Genomic DNA, 14,984 nt, shown 5'->3' on the forward strand with positions numbered 1-14,984 from the left:
CTCACCCCTTGATTCCGCTGATTGCCATCGACTCGATAAAATATCTTTGACAGAAAAAGAACACGATGATTACCGGCACCATGGCGATGATAGCGGCAGCCATGATCATCGGATAGTCCGACTGGCCGATGTACATGGCCTGCATCGAGGCGATCAGCACTTGAATCGTTTGCTTCTCGGGCGTGTGCAAGTAAATCAGCGGACCAAGAAAATCATTCCAGATGCCCATAAAGCCAAGTGCGGCCTGGGCGGCGAGCGCCGGCTTCATGATCGGCAGCGCAATTTTGAAGAATATGCCCGGAAAGCTGCACCCGTCGATCTTCGCCGCTTCGATCAATTCCGTCGGCATCGCGCTTTGCAAATATTGCCTGATAAAAAAGATGACAACGATATTGCCGAACAGGCCGGGCACGATGAGCGGCAGGAGTGTGTCCACCCAATCCAGCCTGGAAAATCCGATATACTGCGGTATCATAACGACCGAATACGGAATCATCATCGTTCCGAGCAAGCCCATGAACAGCATGCCTTTGTAAGGAAATTCGAATTTACCGAACGCATAGGCAGACATCGCGGATACCAGCATCCCAATCGTTAGGACGATCACCACGATGATCAAGCTGTTCATGAATCCGTGAAGCAAGGGCGACTCCAGCCAGACTTTTGCGTAGTTATCGAACGTAATCGGATCGGGAATCCACTGTGGCGGAATTTCAAATACGTTTCGTCGATCCTTTAATGAAGTCGAGATGGTCCATATGAACGGTGCGATCATAAAGATCGAACCGCAAAGCAACAGCAGCAGCGACCAGAGGTCCGTCATTTTTTCCCGTTTCACAGATTTCCCCCCTAGTCTTGGTAAACCCATCGATTGGAAAGCTTAAATTGAATGAGCGTAACGATAAAGATGAGAATGCCCAGTACCCAGGCCACCGCGCTGGCATAGCCCATATTGAAGTACTCGAACGCGTGCTGGAAAATATAATAGACGACCGTGGCACCGCTGTATTCCGGCCCGCCATCCACCGCAAGCACGTAAATTTGGCTGAATGACTGGAACGCGCCAATGATACCCATGACGATGACGAAAAAATGGATCGGCGTGAGCAGCGGGATCGTAATTCGCGTCAGCTTGTGCCATGCACCAGCGCCATCGATTTCCGCAGCTTCATAATACGTTGAGGAGATCGATTGCAGTCCTGCAAGGTACAGCACCATGTTCCCGCCGATGCCGCTCCACAGCCCAATCAGGATGAGCGAAGGCTTCACCCACTCCGGCTTGCCCAGCCAGTTAGGCCCGGTTATGCCGAAAGTTTCCCACAGGAAGTTGTTGAGCAATCCGTAATCTTGATTCAATATCCACTGCCACAGCAGTGATACCGCGATAATCGGCGATATGACCGGAAGATAATAAATCGTCCGCATGAACGAGATGCCGGCAAATTTGCGGTTCATTAAGATGGCCAACAGCATCGAGAGGATCATGCCGAGTGGAATGCCGATCATCAAATAGATCGTATTGTACAACGATTTGAACACTTTCTCGTCTTTCAACAGATCCTTATAGTTTCCGAGCCCCGACCACTGCGGATCGGTAAGCATATCCCATTTGTGAAAGCTGATATAGATCGAGAACAAGATCGGCACAAGGCCGAACAAAAGAAACCCGAGAACCGGCGGAGCCACGAACAGATACAACCACGCCAGTTCTCTTCTGCGATACCCGCCAAGCTTGGTACCCATACTCCATTCCACCTTCGCCTGTATTCGTTATGACAGGATGTCCGTACGGCGGGAGGCGCCGATATGGATGGCTGACGCCCCCCTGCCTTTTGCGGCATTATTTATTTCCTTTGTCGTACAGCTCCTGCATCTTCGGCTGGATCTGGGCCGTAAAGTCTTTCGCCGACATCTCACCGTTCCATACTTTGCTCGCGTTCTGTTTGAACGCATCGATCCATTGCGTATCCTTCGAGAAAGCCACCACGTCCGGGCGTCCGTAATCTTGGATAATATCAAGGAATACTTGCCGTGTTTGCGGTCCTTTGTCCATTTCCTTAAATTCGCCTTCTGCCATGTCGATCAGGTTAGGAACCGCTTGGCCAAGCTGGTAGTTTTCGCGCTGCCCTTGCTCATCCAGGGACAGGAAGGCCGCCAAGTCGAATGCTTCCTGCGGGTGTTTGGATTTAGCCGAAACGGAAAATCCCATCGAGCCGAGCCAGGTCGCCGTTTGTCCCGTATTCGGGCTTGCCGGCCATGCAGCAATGTCCCAATCGAAAGGCAGCTCCCAGAATGCAGGCTGATCCCACGGGCCCATCGCAAACATTGCCAGCTGGCCGTTAATAAAGCGGGTATATGCATTCATCGCTTGCTCGGCTTCCTGATTCGGACTGACCTTATGTTTCAGGTTCAGGTCAGCGACAAATTGCATCGCCTCATAGAATTCGGGCTCGTTTACCTTTACCGTGCCGGTGGCGTAGTCGATATATTCACCGCCGTTGCCCCATACTGCCGATTCCAAACTGTAAGCGCCTACACCATATTGATCGGGCTTTCCGTCGCCGTTAGCATCGACCGTCAGCTTTTGGGCGGCTTCCAGCATGTCGTCCCAGGTCCATTCCCCTGCCGTTGCAGAAGGGTAAGGTACACCTGCTTCGTCAAACAAATCCTTGTTATAAACAAAAGACCATGGTCCTACGTCCTTGGGCAGTCCGTACATGTCTCCGGCACCGACCTTGCTGCCGTCAAAGCGGTAGCGGTCCATTGCCTGCTTCCATACGTTATCGGGATTAAACAATGAGGTCTGGTCCAGATAGGACTGAATGTTGAGGAGCGTTCCGGCTTCTGCGAAGCGGTAAAACTCGGGACCTCCAACGTAGAATACGTCCGGAACCTTGCCGGAGCTGATCAGCGTCGTCATCTTCTGTGAGTACTCACCTGGCGGCACCGAAGTGTATTTAACGGTGACGTGCGGGTACTTCTCCTCGAAGGAAGCGATCAGCTTTTCGAAAATCTTCTTTTCGTTCGGATTGCCGTGGCCCATAAACTCAATCGTTACAGGTTCTTTTGAGTCCTGCCCGGTGGAAGCTTCATTGCCAGGTGTCGAAGTGTCCGGGTTGCTTGGAGTTGCCCCGTCCTTTGGTCCATTGCCGCCGCTGCAAGCGGTTAAGGCGAACATCAGCAGCAGCATGATCATGCCTGCGAATTTGCTCTTCGATTTCATGCGATTCCCCTCTTCTTTAAAAGATGTGGTGTAAGCGCTTTACGAAATCATGATAACTTATAATAATATAATTTTATATACTATATTTAATATAAAATAGGTGATCTCCTCTATTGTCGACCACCCGCTTTACTCTTTTACCAGCATAACTGGCACCACGATTCTTCTCGCCTCAAAAGCTCCTTCGATCTGCTCGATTAGCAGCTCTACGGTCAACCGGCACATTTCCTCCTCGTTTTGGCGAATATACGGGACATTCGGCAGATCCGGCGGATCGAATGTGATCAGCTCCACTTCGTCCGGCACCTGTCTACCGGATGCAACTGCGGCTTTATAGACATTTCTGCACAGCTCCGTATTGGCCGTGATGATGCCGGTGATATGGGGACTGCCATCTAAAAACGCCCTGATATGTTCTATGGATTGACCTGATGCGATCTCTTCCAGCGGGAGGAGACACCATAAGCTTTTGTCGATTGAATATCCATGCTCCAGAAAAGCCTGCTCAAACCCTTGGGCCCTCTCGTCCGTCACCGTATTCGTAATTTCAGGAGAGATGAACGCGATAGACGAATGGCCTTTGTTAAGTAAATACTCCACGGCTTCCCTAGTGCCATTAACGTTATCCGAGCTTACACTGTATGTCTTGACCTCCTTCAAGAACCGGTCGATCAGAACGAAGGGGAAACGGTCGAGCGAGAGCCTCAGAATCGAATCGTTGTACGTCTCGTTTTCAACCGGAAAAATGATCATGCCGTCCACCCCCTGCTTCAGAAAGGACGAGATGACCTTGGACTCTTCAATCTGGGATTCGCGTGTAATTCTCAGCATCACTTCATAACCTGCGGCAGAGGCGTACTTCTCGATGTTATCTAAAAAGCGCTGGTCCACTTTCGTTTTCATCGTCGGCAGCACTAATCCGATACGCCCGCTCTTGCCCGGACCTGCTGTCCATTCTCCCAACTGATCAAGCGCCGTGGCGTTCTCCGGCCTGCTCATGACGAAGGTGCCCTTGCCTTGGATCCTGACAAGCAAACCTTCCTCCATCAGTCCGACCAGCGCATTTTTGCTTGTAATTTGACTGACGCGGTAACGTTCGGATAATTCTCTCTCCGAAGGGACCCGGTCCCCTTCCCGCAGCTTGCCGATGGCGATCAGCCGCTTGATATCTTCCTGAATTTTTTTGTATAGCGGCAGAGATTTCAATGCCCATCACAACCTTTATGATTTAAATAGTATATTTAGTATATTATTATAATATAACTTGGTGTTTGTAAATGACTAAACACACCTATCGAGAGGATTCCAAAGGAAACAGACTGCTCTTAATGGAGAATTTTCAGACGATATCAACAGCAGGAGCTTTGAGATGCAAAGTTTCTTATCAATTAAGCGGCTGACCCAAAAGGTCTTAGATCTTGCGGAAGGCCCCCTTCTTGCTGTTAGAAGAAACTCCATGTACGAATCATTCCTCCCAACGCTGTTGCCCCACATTTCTTGGAATGGTTCTGAGCAAGGAAGAAACCGTTCTTTGGTAAAATGGAGGTTCAACCCAAACCATTTACGAAAGGAACGGTTTCTTTTGTAAATTCAATATACCATGGGGCAATACTAAGATATCCCTCAACACCATCTGGTTCGCGTTGTCAATGAAGCCATCAACCGTTTGGACGACCGAATCTTTGTGAGTGCCAAACCCGGCGGCGGTCGGGATTCAGGCGATTTCTGCTTCGGGCTTGCATAAAGTGAGCCTGGAGGTTGGGTGGCTTTGGCTTGCCCATAATTTGCTCAAGAAGGCGGCCAATGATCAAAAAAGAAGCCATAGCGGTGTGGGAATAATATCCTGAGCACCGCCATGGCTTTATTTGACACACTTTCTGTTTATGTGAACCGTACGTCAAGCAACTAAATCTACTTTAAGGACGACCCCTTGATGGGTTATTTCATTGTATTCTTAGATCGAACTTCGTGAAGTCCGATTCATTCCGGCCAAATCCAATGGACCTGTACGACTTCACGCCTTGGCTCGTGCGTACCGGACAGCTGTTCCGACAGCAAATCGACGGCACGCCGGCTTACTTCATCCAATTGCTGACGGACGAAAGGAATGCCTTCGATATCCGGATCGTCAAAAGCGGCTAGTTGCGGTTCGTTCCCTGTTCCCGTCCTCATTTCCCGAATGGCATAATGGGTATAGCGGGCCAATTCCGCATTAACGGCAAAGACGGCCGTGATATCGCTCCGATCACGCAGAAAACGAACGACATCTCGTTGTCCGTGACCCTCTGCTATAGTTTCCAAATCCAGCATGCACCACAGTGTCTTGTCTATAGGCAAGCCCTGTTCCATAAAAGCGGCCTCGAAGCCTTTGGCTCTTTCGTCCGTAACCGAATTTGTAATTTCCGGTGACAGGAAGGCTATGCGCCTGTGTCCCACCGCCAGCAAAGTGGATATAGCTTCGCGAACGCCTCCGTAATTGTCAGAGCTAACGCTGTACGCTTTGATCTCTTTCAAGAAACGGTCGACAAGCACCAATGGAACCCGATCGAGCGACAAGCGTAGAATTGCGTTATTGTAGCTTTCCTGCTCGACCGGGAAAATGATAAACCCATCGACGCCTCGTTCTTGGAACTGCTTGATCGCTCGGTATTCTTCCTCTTGCGACTCGCGTGTAATGCGGATCAACAGGTCATACTCCCGCTCCGCACAATAACGTTCCAGACCATCCAGCAGCTGCTGGTCGATCTTGGTTTTCATCGTTGGCAAAATAATCGCGATCGTCTTTTTTGTGCCCGACTTAAGATGTAGCTCTTCCAGAATGACCTGCTCCCGAACGAAGGTGCCCTTTCCCCGATATCGCACTAACAAGCCTTCCTCTACCAAACCGTTGAGCGCGTTTTTGGTTGTAATCTGGCTCACACCGTACCGCTGAGCCAAGTCCTTCTCCGACGCTACCAAGGCGCCTGCCTGCAGCTCCCCGCTCTGAATGCGCTGGCGTATGTCGTTCTGAATTCGTTTATATAACGGATGCTCCATGTCTGACCTCGCTTTTTACGTCAGTCCCCACTGAAAAATAATATATATTTAGTATATCTTAAATGATATTAATTGCGATACAATCCCTTTTAGAAAGCGCTTTCTAATTCGGGTTGGGAGGTTAATTGCATATGATTCGAAACAAAGGCTTCTGGAAGAAACCACTTGCTTTCGTCGTCATGCTTGCGCTTGCTTTAACGGCAATTCCATTGTCACCGGTTCATGCCGCTTCATCAGGCATGGCGTGGGCTTCGCAGCAGATTGCCATCTATACGCCGCCATCGGGAGGCGTATGGTATCCTCGGCTGCTCAAGCTTACGCCGAGCGAGTGGCTCGTATCCTTCGATACCAACGCTGGCGGAGGCAACACGCGCATTGTGGTCTCCCGAACGCAGGACGGCGGCTATACATGGAGCGCTCCGATCACAGCTGTCTCAAGCAGCGCCGGCAATGTGGGGAACGGTCAAATGTTAAGGCTGCCAAGCGGGGAAATTTGGTTAGCCTATCGGCAGGTCGTACAGAACGGCTCGACCTATGACATCCAGCTTAACGTCAAGCGGAGCGTCGACGGTGGTTACACCTGGAGCGATTTGCCTGGCGGATTGGTCGGGAGTTCAACCGCCTCCAGCTTTAAAGGTTTGTGGGAGCCGCATCTAGACATGATCAACGGCACAATCGCGGTGCTTTATGCGGACGACAGTCCGGCTGCGGTCGGAACGACCGGGCTGCAAAATTTGTATATGAAGACCTGGAACGGAAGCGGCTGGGGCAACCGCATCACGGTTAGCGACGGAGTGGCAGCCAGCTCCCGCGACGGTATGCCGGTCATCACGCGAATGAACGACGGGCGGTATATAACCGTATTCGAAGCCTCGGACGTTGCCGGCCACCCTTTTGTCATCAAGTATAAAATATCGCCGGACGGCTTTAATTGGTCGGTTCCCCGCCAAACGATGTACGTGCCCAGCGGCAATGGCAAAAAGGCGGGTGCTCCGTTCGTCGTGAAGCTTGACGACGGCCGTCTTATGGCCGCATTCCAGACCGATGAAAGCAGCGCCAACACGGGGGATCCTTACACCTCGATGTTTACGATGATCAGCTCCGATAACGGCGCGTCATGGCAGTACAAAACCAACGTTTTTCCGGTATCCGATACGAAATCCTCCAACTGGAATGCCCTGATGACCATTGATTCGACCCGTGTCGCAGCCGTCACCAGCGCGACTTATCCGTCAAACGGCATCTATCTGCGCTTCGGGCATGCCGTGACACCGCCGCAAACGAATGTCGTTAACAATCCCGGTTTTGAAACAGCCAATGTAGCGGGCTGGACGACGTACGGCGATGATTACCCGAAACGGATTCTTATTCATGGAGCTAATGACGGCGTTGGGCTTCCCGCTGCCGAAGGCTCTTACTTTGTCGGTCTCGCGGGCACAAGCGGACCTTCGACCGCGTATGTCGGACAGACGATTAACGGTCTCGATAACGGCACGTATACGATGCGCGCCCGCATGCGCAGCAGCGGAGGCCAGAACAGCTGTGTCATGGAAGTGAAGGACTATGGAGGCAGCATGCTTCAAACCGGGTGTCCGGTGACAACAGCGTGGACGTCTGTCACGATATCCAATATTCAAGTGACGAGCGGCAAGGCGACGATCGGATTTTACGTATCCAATTCGTCCTCTTCCCAATGGGCGGATATCGATCAGGTCGAGTTCTTCCGGAACTAGTAGGAGTATAACCGCCGGCTAAACCAATCGTCTAAATGAGGCCTCTCCACGATAGAAGTAGGTTAAAATGCATTAACATTGTTGAAACTACTTTATTCCAAGGCCGTCCAAAAGTCATCATAGATGGCAGTGGACGGCCCCTTTCATTTTAGTCAGCAAAAAGATTACTTCTTGCCTTTGATTATGGTCGTTGTATGCAAGATCATCACTTGATCGCTTTCCTCACATCTCTTCAAACAAGACCTCCGATACAAGAAACGCTGTACCGTCGTATTCATACCGCAACCGGACCGCGACCGGGAATTCGCCAGGCGAAACCTGAATCGGCACCGATGCGTATAAGGTGCCTCCCTCAACGTAATAACTAACTATGTTGCCAAGCGCGGGCTGATCCAGCCAAAAACCGGCGTCTTCCTCCTTATATTCAAATGTGCGAGTTACCCCGTCCAGCATGAATTGAAAAATTCGTTTTCCCGCTTCTGCTGTCGCCTTGTAGCTTAGTTTGGACTTTACCGAAAGCACCGGATCGGCTGACATCACCTCTCTAAAACTTTCTGTTAGAAGTTTCAACTCCGATTCTCTAATGCCAGTACCGTAACCGGTTGTCAAAATGATTGCAAGTACATCCTCCTTGTTATTCTTTGCAGGCAGCAATGCAACGTCTGGATAGTAGGTTTCGTTGCTCACATTCTTCCAATCATGAAAGGTATGTTCCGTGTCGCCATACTGAACGTGGATGGATCGGATCATCCCTTCTTTTTGGATTAGAGTTCCGATCATCTTCAGGCCAATCTCCGTATCCTCTCTTAATATCACGGTATTCCCCTGCTCGTCTCCAACCTTGATTCCATCCAAAGGTGCTCCCGTTTCGTCTATGTCGATTTGCTCAATAAGCGAGATCCTGTGTGAATCGTTACAAATAGTAACGTCTATCGTTTCCTCATACTTCATCGGAATCGAATCACGCAGCAGCAGACGAAGTCGATATACGGTTTGCGCTTCTTCTGCGTTTATCTCCTTCACGTGCACTTCATATACCCAAGGGCTGGACACATCATAGCGGTCAAGCGGCCATTTCACCTCAGGATGCTCCCATATATCCGGCGATGGGCCGCCCCAGATGCCAAGCTCTCGCAGCAAGAGAGCTTCGGTCAGTGTCACGATCGTGCGGTCGTTAGCCTGTTTGATCTCATTTTTCGCAAGGTTCCACCAGTCGAAGTCGCCTCCTGTTCCAAGCAGGATGCTTGAAAACGTTCCTCCCCCCTGTGTGCCTGGACCTGGAGCTACCGGATGGGGAATAGATGGGGTCTGGTTTCCGAACCAGATCCCACCCCCTAACAGAAGCAGAATCGCGGGAATGATGGCTACAGCAGGTCGTCTCCATCCACGGCTGGTTCGTTTCATTTCAACCACCGTAAGTCTTTTTTCCACATCCTCCATCATGTCAGCTTTAAATCGCCGCTCCTTAAAGGGCGGTCCAGCCAGTCTCTTATTCCAATCCGGCTTCCATTCATTCATCGTCGTTCGCTCCTTCCCATCTGGCGGCAACCTTCTTTTTAGCTCTGTAAATTCTAGACTTTACCGTCCCTGGCGAAAGACCGGTAATGCCGGATATTTCCTCTATGGTTAGCTGAAGATGTACACTCAGCACGAGGGGGTCTCGAAATTTACCGGGCAGCTTTAGAACCTCCTGCCACAGCTCATCCGCCTCCTCCCGTTTCAAATACTCCGACTCGGCAGATGGCGAAGACATCGTCCCGTTCAGCCCATCACCCGGCGATCGCCCGCCGATCAGCACCACTCTACGCAAAAACGCTCGTTTCAGATAGGAAAGCGCCGTGTTTCGGGTGATTTTGAGCAGCCAAGTTTTGATGGAAGCCTCCCCGCGAAAGAAGGAAACATTTTGATAAGCTTTAATAAACACATCCTGCGCGATATCATCCGCTGTATGTGAATTTCTGGTGATCACGTAAGCATAATTCCAGACATCCTCACCGTAGGATTCCATTAGCATCCGGATGTCCGAAATATTCAGTTCCGCAGAATGCTGCATCTGCATCTCCCTCAAGCTGTTCGCCCCCCTTACCAAAACAGACTCCATACGGTCGATGAAAGTTCCCGAAATCAAATAATATTATCCGGCAGTTTAATATGTAATGGTCGTCACCTTGTCCGATTCTCCTCATGAACTAAAAAGGACACCTGTTTAGGTGTCCCTCTTTTATTTTGTCCAAGCGGGTCAGACCTGCTTATCTGCGGCGATCAATAAGAAAATGGGGCGTCTGAATGCATCATGCCATTCTGGATCCTGAAGCTGCTCGTGTTCTGGCTTAAGCTCAGACATTTCCCTAAACTGGAATCCTGCTTTCACTAACGCATTCATCTGTGTGGCTATATTCCGATGGTACTTGGTGACTTCATTGTCAAGAAATCTAGTTTGGCGTGCGCCTTCCTCATGATAGTGATCGATAGGCCAAAATAACTTTTCCCCGTCCGAGCCATAATACCAATCTTGTTCGGGAACAGCAGTAAATACGGGGTGTTCAACTGAAAAAACAAACGAACCTCCAACCGTTAGACTCTGATATACCTTTTTACAGATATCCTCGAAATCACGAATGTAATGAAGTGCAAGCGAACTAATCACGACATCGAACTCGTTAGCAGGGTAGTCAAAATCCTCTATTGCGGCCTGCACATATTCTATATTCGTGTCATCGGTCATCAACCTTGCCCTCTCCAGCATGTTCTTTGAGATATCCACTCCGACCACAGACCGAGCATGCTGTTCTCTTGCGTACCTGCAGTGCCACCCGAATCCGCAGCCGAGATCAAGCACCTTTTTGTCCCTAAGTTCCGGAAACATCGATCGAAAGGCACCCCATTCTCCTGCTCCCTCTAATCCTTTGATTGAACGGGGAAGTTGATTGTAATTCTCGAAAAATCCTAGATCATCATACTTGTTTTGCTTCACTACAATCTCCCCTTAACGTTATTTTATAATTCCACCCCATTATATTTGACCTGTTTTCATTCCTCAACGCCAGTCTTGTTTCTGCTTTAATTGTGATCATGGATCGAGCACTGTAACTCAAAGCGTTTATTCCCTATCTTCTTCATCAAGAAGCAAGGTGAACACAAGTGCCCACTCCGTTTTTCTCAACGATTCCGTTGAAAGATCCGCTGTATGTATTTTATTGGTACTTGTAGCATGCATACCAAATACATGCACGGGCTGGTCTATCGTAAACGAACGTGGACGCATATCCTGAATCAAACCGTGTGCTGTCAACTTTTTGTCCCACGGAATAGTAATGGTAGAAAGGCTTGATCCCGAGTGAGAAGTGGTGTTGACTTTAATCTTGCTGAACTCCTTTTGACCCTCTATGGATTCCGTGTCGACGGATATGATTAGTTCTACTTCGTTGCTGCCCTTTTGCTCGTTCGAACTGTAAAACAAATCTCCGATCGACCCTGCCGAATCTACCTTCTGCCCGTTCTTCCAAATATCGATGTCCAAGCTGACGTTAGGTTTATTTCCCTCATACTTTAATTTAAATGCACCCGTCATCGGACCGAGGAATAGCTTAAACTTCGCTGCGTCCCCTTGGAACAAATCCACCGGTGTAAATTCGATCTTGGAAGATGTCGAATCGGTCTCAGGTGAGATCTGTTCCTTAGTTCCTGCAAAGCAACCCGTTAGAATCATGAAGACGATTAATATACACGCTTTTAACCTCAATTTACTACCTCCATTAAAATAAGCTATCATGTTGCTAAAGTTGAATATCACAGCCATCAAAAGGCAAGCCTCTTTCAATCAGCATAACAGCATGGTTGATTGCATTCTGTTGGTTCTCTGTAAGGCAGCTCTCATGCCCATTCCATTCACTAAGCCACCAGAAGAAAGAACAAATATTTCTATACTCCATAAACATGGGGATTGTTTGTTTCCAGTACTCGGTGAGATGGTGTTCCTTCTCGTAACCCATGAGGAATTCACGCAAGAACAGTTGGGCAAACCTGCTTTTTGTGACACGATCTTCTGCATGCACTCCCCACCAAACGGCATGAGTGGCCGCTATTGCAATGTCTAATGAAAACCAGCCATAGATACTATCATCAAAATCAAAAACCGTTATTTCACTGTTGTCGATAAAAAAATTATAAGGATGGAAGTCATGATGTATGAGTCCAAACGAATCGCAACACCTAGGCAGTGAATCAATCGTACTCTCCATAGAGATCAATTTTTCAAGAAGTACATTGAAACTGCCTTGCTCCAGATGAGGATTATTGATGCTTCTTCTGCTCCAGCTGTCTCTCTTCACAAGGATGTCTGATACTTCATATGATTTCGATAGCCTATGCATCCTACCCATGGTTTCTCCCCAATTTCTGAATATCTTTGGGCCCCATAACTGTTCATTGTGCTTATCAAAAAAGCGACCTGCAGCCTCATGAAAAGCAGTTGCTATATACCACTTATCTTCATCGCAGAATATGGCCGTTAACTCATTATTACATGTTTGAATCGGTAATGAAGCACGGACTCCGTTCTTCACCAAGTAATAAACCCAATCTACCTCCGCACTTATCTTCGGTACATATTCGTGTGATTTCTGAGATAACCGCAAGATATAGGACTGATTGTCCTTCAAAAACCGATATACTTCATTGGTTGAGTTACTCAGGAAGACTAACGTTCCTACATGAAATTCGAAAGATTCTGCGGCTTTAAGCAATAGCTTCGAGCTTGCCATTCAGGATGCCTCCATCTTTTTAAGAGTCCTATAGACCTATAATTATAAAAGCCGCTCAAGCGAGCGACTTTGTATTGATTACTGTAATCTCGATCACGATCATGTTTTCATTCGAAGAGTATTCGTTAAGAAGTTTGTACGACTCCTATTTTGGAATTATTAGCCAATCAATATGATACCACTCTTCTTATGATTTCGGAAGATATCCCTTCGCGAATGCACGTGAACAACTGCATAAGTTCGATCCGTTTGGTGCATTGTAGTAATGCAGAGATTACAAAGGTCTTACTAGAAAATGGAGAGATCGTTTTGGCGAAGAGCAAGCAGCATCAAGAAGCGCATGGGATTGGACAAATAGAACAACAGCTGAATGATCAAATGGAAGCTGCCGAAGAAATTCAAGGACCATCGAAGCTGGATCAAGACATACAAAAAGCCTCCCACCGTCAGGCTGATCCATTGAAAGATCTTTCGAAATAAGGAGAACTGTCATGAACAAACAAAGAGCGATTGAAATTTCGGAATCGGCCATTATGAAAAATGTCACTTATCAGGATACCCCTATCTTTATACAGCATGTCAATGAGGATGAAACCGCTCGGGTCTATCCGATCGGAAACTCGGAGCAGGAAATGACCGTCCCTTTATCCAGTCTCACCGAGCATCCATAAGATAGAAACCCTCACCCAACCTTAAACATAAAATCCCATCCAATTTCGTTGGTGGGATTTTTTATTGTTAAAACGAAATATGATTCAAGTAGCACAAGCTATTCCCTTATTTCAGCGTTGCCGGTACCTTTACCCCAAGGAGCTTATCCTCCGCTTGGATTATGATCATACCGTTCGTCTTTAGCGTCGACTCGTGTAAATCTGCACCCGTCGTTACTCTAAAAACCGGCAACTTCGTCAACATATTGATACCGAGTAATGTTCCATTACGCTGTGCCCGATATAAGCCTTTCCCATACACGTCAATCTGCGCAACAGGTGCATCGCCTCTCCAATCGACATGTTGTCCGCTCGCCAGCTTGGTGCCGGCCAGTTCACCCGTCATTCGGTCTTTGAAAATCAACCGTTCCTGAACCAGTCCGATCAACTCCCAGTCGCCCCCATAAGGACGAGGAAAAGTTCGCAGAGGAACCTCACCTTTCTTATAGGTGTCAAAATTGTATTCGGCCACCTTATTGCCCTGATCCATGTATAACTTCCCTTGGTTTATAAATAAGCCGCCTCCGCCGTACTCATATGGCGGCTCCCCCGACATTTTCCAGCTATATTCTCGGCTGCTCTTCTTTACGCCGGTCTTAAGGTTATACACATTTACGATCCATTTGCGGTCCGGCAGCGACTGATAATCAGTCAGCAGTGGAGAATAATAATCAACCGAATACACCAGACCATTTTTGATTTGAAGATCTTCTCCCTGACCAAAATGGTCCCATAACTTCTTGCCCGTCCTCTTATCATAGGCAGTCAATTGGATGGACGTGAGCGCTCCTTGCACAAAGAACGTCCGAAGTATGACTCCATCCGCCTCCTGAAGATAATCAGTGCCATGTCCTTCTCCTGACGGCTCGTTCGTTTTCCACCGTAACTTTCCTGTGGCTGCATCAAACGCGAAGGTACTGCTCCCTTTTATCGCATACAGCGTATCGACAGTTGGAACCAGCACTTCCGTACGAAGCCGAGTATCCATGTAAATGGATGTGTTCGACTGCCATTTCAATTTGCCTGTCTTTGCGTTCAAAGCGTATGGCATCTGATCTCCCGATAGGCCATAAATAACGCCATTATGAAATACAACGTAAGGCTTCAGGTCCTTACCGTAACTCCATAACCGCTTGCCTGTACTCGCATCGATGGCAATCAGCTTTTTCCCGGTGAATGCGAACACCTTCCCATCTTCAGCAATCGCCTGGCGACCTAGATAATTCTCGTCTTCCATATCCAGATAGTTGTCCACCTTCACCGTCCAAGAAGGTTTTACTTCAGGAACTTCGAAGACTGAGGAAGGATACCAGTTGCGTACCGAAACATCGGCAGGTTCTGCATTCACATGCGTAGGTGGTACTGCCAACACGCCATGGACTGTAAGTAAGCCTGCTGCAATACTTGCAATGATAAGCCGACGTAATTGACCTTTGAGATGTTTAATCCATCGTTTCATTTCAATTCTAAGCATGAATAGCCCTCCCATTTGTTATGGCTTCTTGCTTCACGACAAATA

14 protein-coding genes are annotated in these 14,984 nt (G+C 48.4%); 3 read left to right on the top strand and 11 right to left on the bottom strand.

The genetic code is table 11. From position 1 onward, the window contains the following. Window position 1: 1 nt before the first annotated feature. The 5 genes from MHH48_RS19800 to MHH48_RS19820 all read right to left on the bottom strand — a co-directional run bounded on the left by MHH48_RS19800 (window position 2) and on the right by MHH48_RS19820 (window position 6,259). Window positions 2–838, bottom strand: a complete 837-nt coding sequence (locus MHH48_RS19800; RefSeq protein ID WP_083659598.1) for a carbohydrate ABC transporter permease — start codon at window positions 836–838, stop codon at window positions 2–4. 11 nt (window positions 839–849) lie between these two features. Further along, entirely contained in the window at window positions 850–1,743 is an 894-nt protein-coding gene (locus tag MHH48_RS19805) for a sugar ABC transporter permease (protein ID WP_076321643.1), read from the bottom strand. Window positions 1,744–1,840: 97 nt separating this feature from the next. Beyond that, complete coding sequence (locus MHH48_RS19810) at window positions 1,841–3,223, bottom strand: sugar ABC transporter substrate-binding protein (RefSeq protein ID WP_076321644.1); 1,383 nt, start codon at window positions 3,221–3,223, stop codon at window positions 1,841–1,843. A 129-nt stretch (window positions 3,224–3,352) separates the two neighbouring features. Continuing rightward, the gene (locus MHH48_RS19815) at window positions 3,353–4,429 is read right to left on the bottom strand and encodes a GntR family transcriptional regulator (protein ID WP_076321645.1); all 1,077 of its coding nucleotides are present in this window, start codon (window positions 4,427–4,429) and stop codon (window positions 3,353–3,355) included. A gap of 774 nt (window positions 4,430–5,203) precedes the next feature. Beyond that, the gene (locus tag MHH48_RS19820) at window positions 5,204–6,259 is read right to left on the bottom strand and encodes a LacI family DNA-binding transcriptional regulator (RefSeq protein ID WP_076321646.1); all 1,056 of its coding nucleotides are present in this window, start codon (window positions 6,257–6,259) and stop codon (window positions 5,204–5,206) included. 131 nt (window positions 6,260–6,390) lie between these two features. Between MHH48_RS19820 and MHH48_RS19825 the strand changes: the two genes are divergently transcribed. Further along, the gene (locus tag MHH48_RS19825; protein ID WP_076321647.1) at window positions 6,391–7,992 is read left to right on the top strand and encodes a sialidase family protein; all 1,602 of its coding nucleotides are present in this window, start codon (window positions 6,391–6,393) and stop codon (window positions 7,990–7,992) included. Between the two features lie 222 nt (window positions 7,993–8,214). On the opposite strand, the gene MHH48_RS19830 is transcribed toward MHH48_RS19825, so the two are convergent. The 5 genes from MHH48_RS19830 to MHH48_RS19850 all read right to left on the bottom strand — a co-directional run bounded on the left by MHH48_RS19830 (window position 8,215) and on the right by MHH48_RS19850 (window position 12,755). Next, window positions 8,215–9,510 carry a hypothetical protein gene (locus tag MHH48_RS19830; protein WP_076321648.1) on the bottom strand — a complete coding sequence of 432 codons (1,296 nt, stop codon included), beginning with the start codon at window positions 9,508–9,510 and terminating at the stop codon, window positions 8,215–8,217. Next, the gene (locus MHH48_RS19835) at window positions 9,503–10,051 is read right to left on the bottom strand and encodes an RNA polymerase sigma factor (protein ID WP_306024385.1); all 549 of its coding nucleotides are present in this window, start codon (window positions 10,049–10,051) and stop codon (window positions 9,503–9,505) included. Before MHH48_RS19835 ends, MHH48_RS19830 begins: the two co-directional genes overlap by 8 nt. Window positions 10,052–10,231: 180 nt before the next feature. Then, complete coding sequence (locus MHH48_RS19840) at window positions 10,232–10,966, bottom strand: class I SAM-dependent methyltransferase (protein ID WP_076321649.1); 735 nt, start codon at window positions 10,964–10,966, stop codon at window positions 10,232–10,234. Between the two features lie 126 nt (window positions 10,967–11,092). Beyond that, window positions 11,093–11,734, bottom strand: coding sequence for a hypothetical protein (locus MHH48_RS19845; protein WP_144023426.1), 642 nt, complete (start codon window positions 11,732–11,734; stop codon window positions 11,093–11,095). Between the two features lie 34 nt (window positions 11,735–11,768). Next, window positions 11,769–12,755, bottom strand: coding sequence for a phosphotransferase (locus MHH48_RS19850; protein ID WP_076321651.1), 987 nt, complete (start codon window positions 12,753–12,755; stop codon window positions 11,769–11,771). Between the two features lie 309 nt (window positions 12,756–13,064). Here MHH48_RS19850 and MHH48_RS19855 point away from each other — a divergent pair, with 309 nt between their 5' ends. Both MHH48_RS19855 and MHH48_RS19860 read left to right on the top strand, forming a co-directional pair. Continuing rightward, window positions 13,065–13,235 (top strand): hypothetical protein, encoded by a 171-nt coding sequence (locus MHH48_RS19855; protein WP_179090603.1) that lies wholly within the window; start codon window positions 13,065–13,067, stop codon window positions 13,233–13,235. Between the two features lie 11 nt (window positions 13,236–13,246). Next, window positions 13,247–13,426 carry an H-type small acid-soluble spore protein gene (locus MHH48_RS19860; protein ID WP_076321652.1) on the top strand — a complete coding sequence of 60 codons (180 nt, stop codon included), beginning with the start codon at window positions 13,247–13,249 and terminating at the stop codon, window positions 13,424–13,426. Window positions 13,427–13,532: 106 nt separating this feature from the next. Here the strand turns inward: MHH48_RS19860 and MHH48_RS19865 are convergent, their stop codons facing one another. Beyond that, the gene (locus tag MHH48_RS19865) at window positions 13,533–14,939 is read right to left on the bottom strand and encodes a PQQ-binding-like beta-propeller repeat protein (RefSeq protein ID WP_076321653.1); all 1,407 of its coding nucleotides are present in this window, start codon (window positions 14,937–14,939) and stop codon (window positions 13,533–13,535) included. Window positions 14,940–14,984 lie beyond the last annotated feature (45 nt).

This window comes from Paenibacillus sp. FSL F4-0100 (genome assembly GCF_037993005.1).
Classification (GTDB): Bacteria; Bacillota; Bacilli; order Paenibacillales; family Paenibacillaceae; genus Paenibacillus_AQ.

Coding starts and splice junctions, on each gene's coding strand:
- MHH48_RS19835 (WP_306024385.1), bottom strand. CDS start 10,051: ATGCAGATGCAGCATTCTGCGGAACTGAATATTTCGGACATCCGGATG.
- MHH48_RS19820 (WP_076321646.1), bottom strand. CDS start 6,259: ATGGAGCATCCGTTATATAAACGAATTCAGAACGACATACGCCAGCGC.
- MHH48_RS19825 (WP_076321647.1), top strand. CDS start 6,391: ATGATTCGAAACAAAGGCTTCTGGAAGAAACCACTTGCTTTCGTCGTC.
- MHH48_RS19830 (WP_076321648.1), bottom strand. CDS start 9,510: ATGAATGAATGGAAGCCGGATTGGAATAAGAGACTGGCTGGACCGCCC.
- MHH48_RS19865 (WP_076321653.1), bottom strand. CDS start 14,939: ATGCTTAGAATTGAAATGAAACGATGGATTAAACATCTCAAAGGTCAA.
- MHH48_RS19810 (WP_076321644.1), bottom strand. CDS start 3,223: ATGAAATCGAAGAGCAAATTCGCAGGCATGATCATGCTGCTGCTGATG.
- MHH48_RS19860 (WP_076321652.1), top strand. CDS start 13,247: ATGAACAAACAAAGAGCGATTGAAATTTCGGAATCGGCCATTATGAAA.
- MHH48_RS19805 (WP_076321643.1), bottom strand. CDS start 1,743: ATGGGTACCAAGCTTGGCGGGTATCGCAGAAGAGAACTGGCGTGGTTG.
- MHH48_RS19850 (WP_076321651.1), bottom strand. CDS start 12,755: ATGGCAAGCTCGAAGCTATTGCTTAAAGCCGCAGAATCTTTCGAATTT.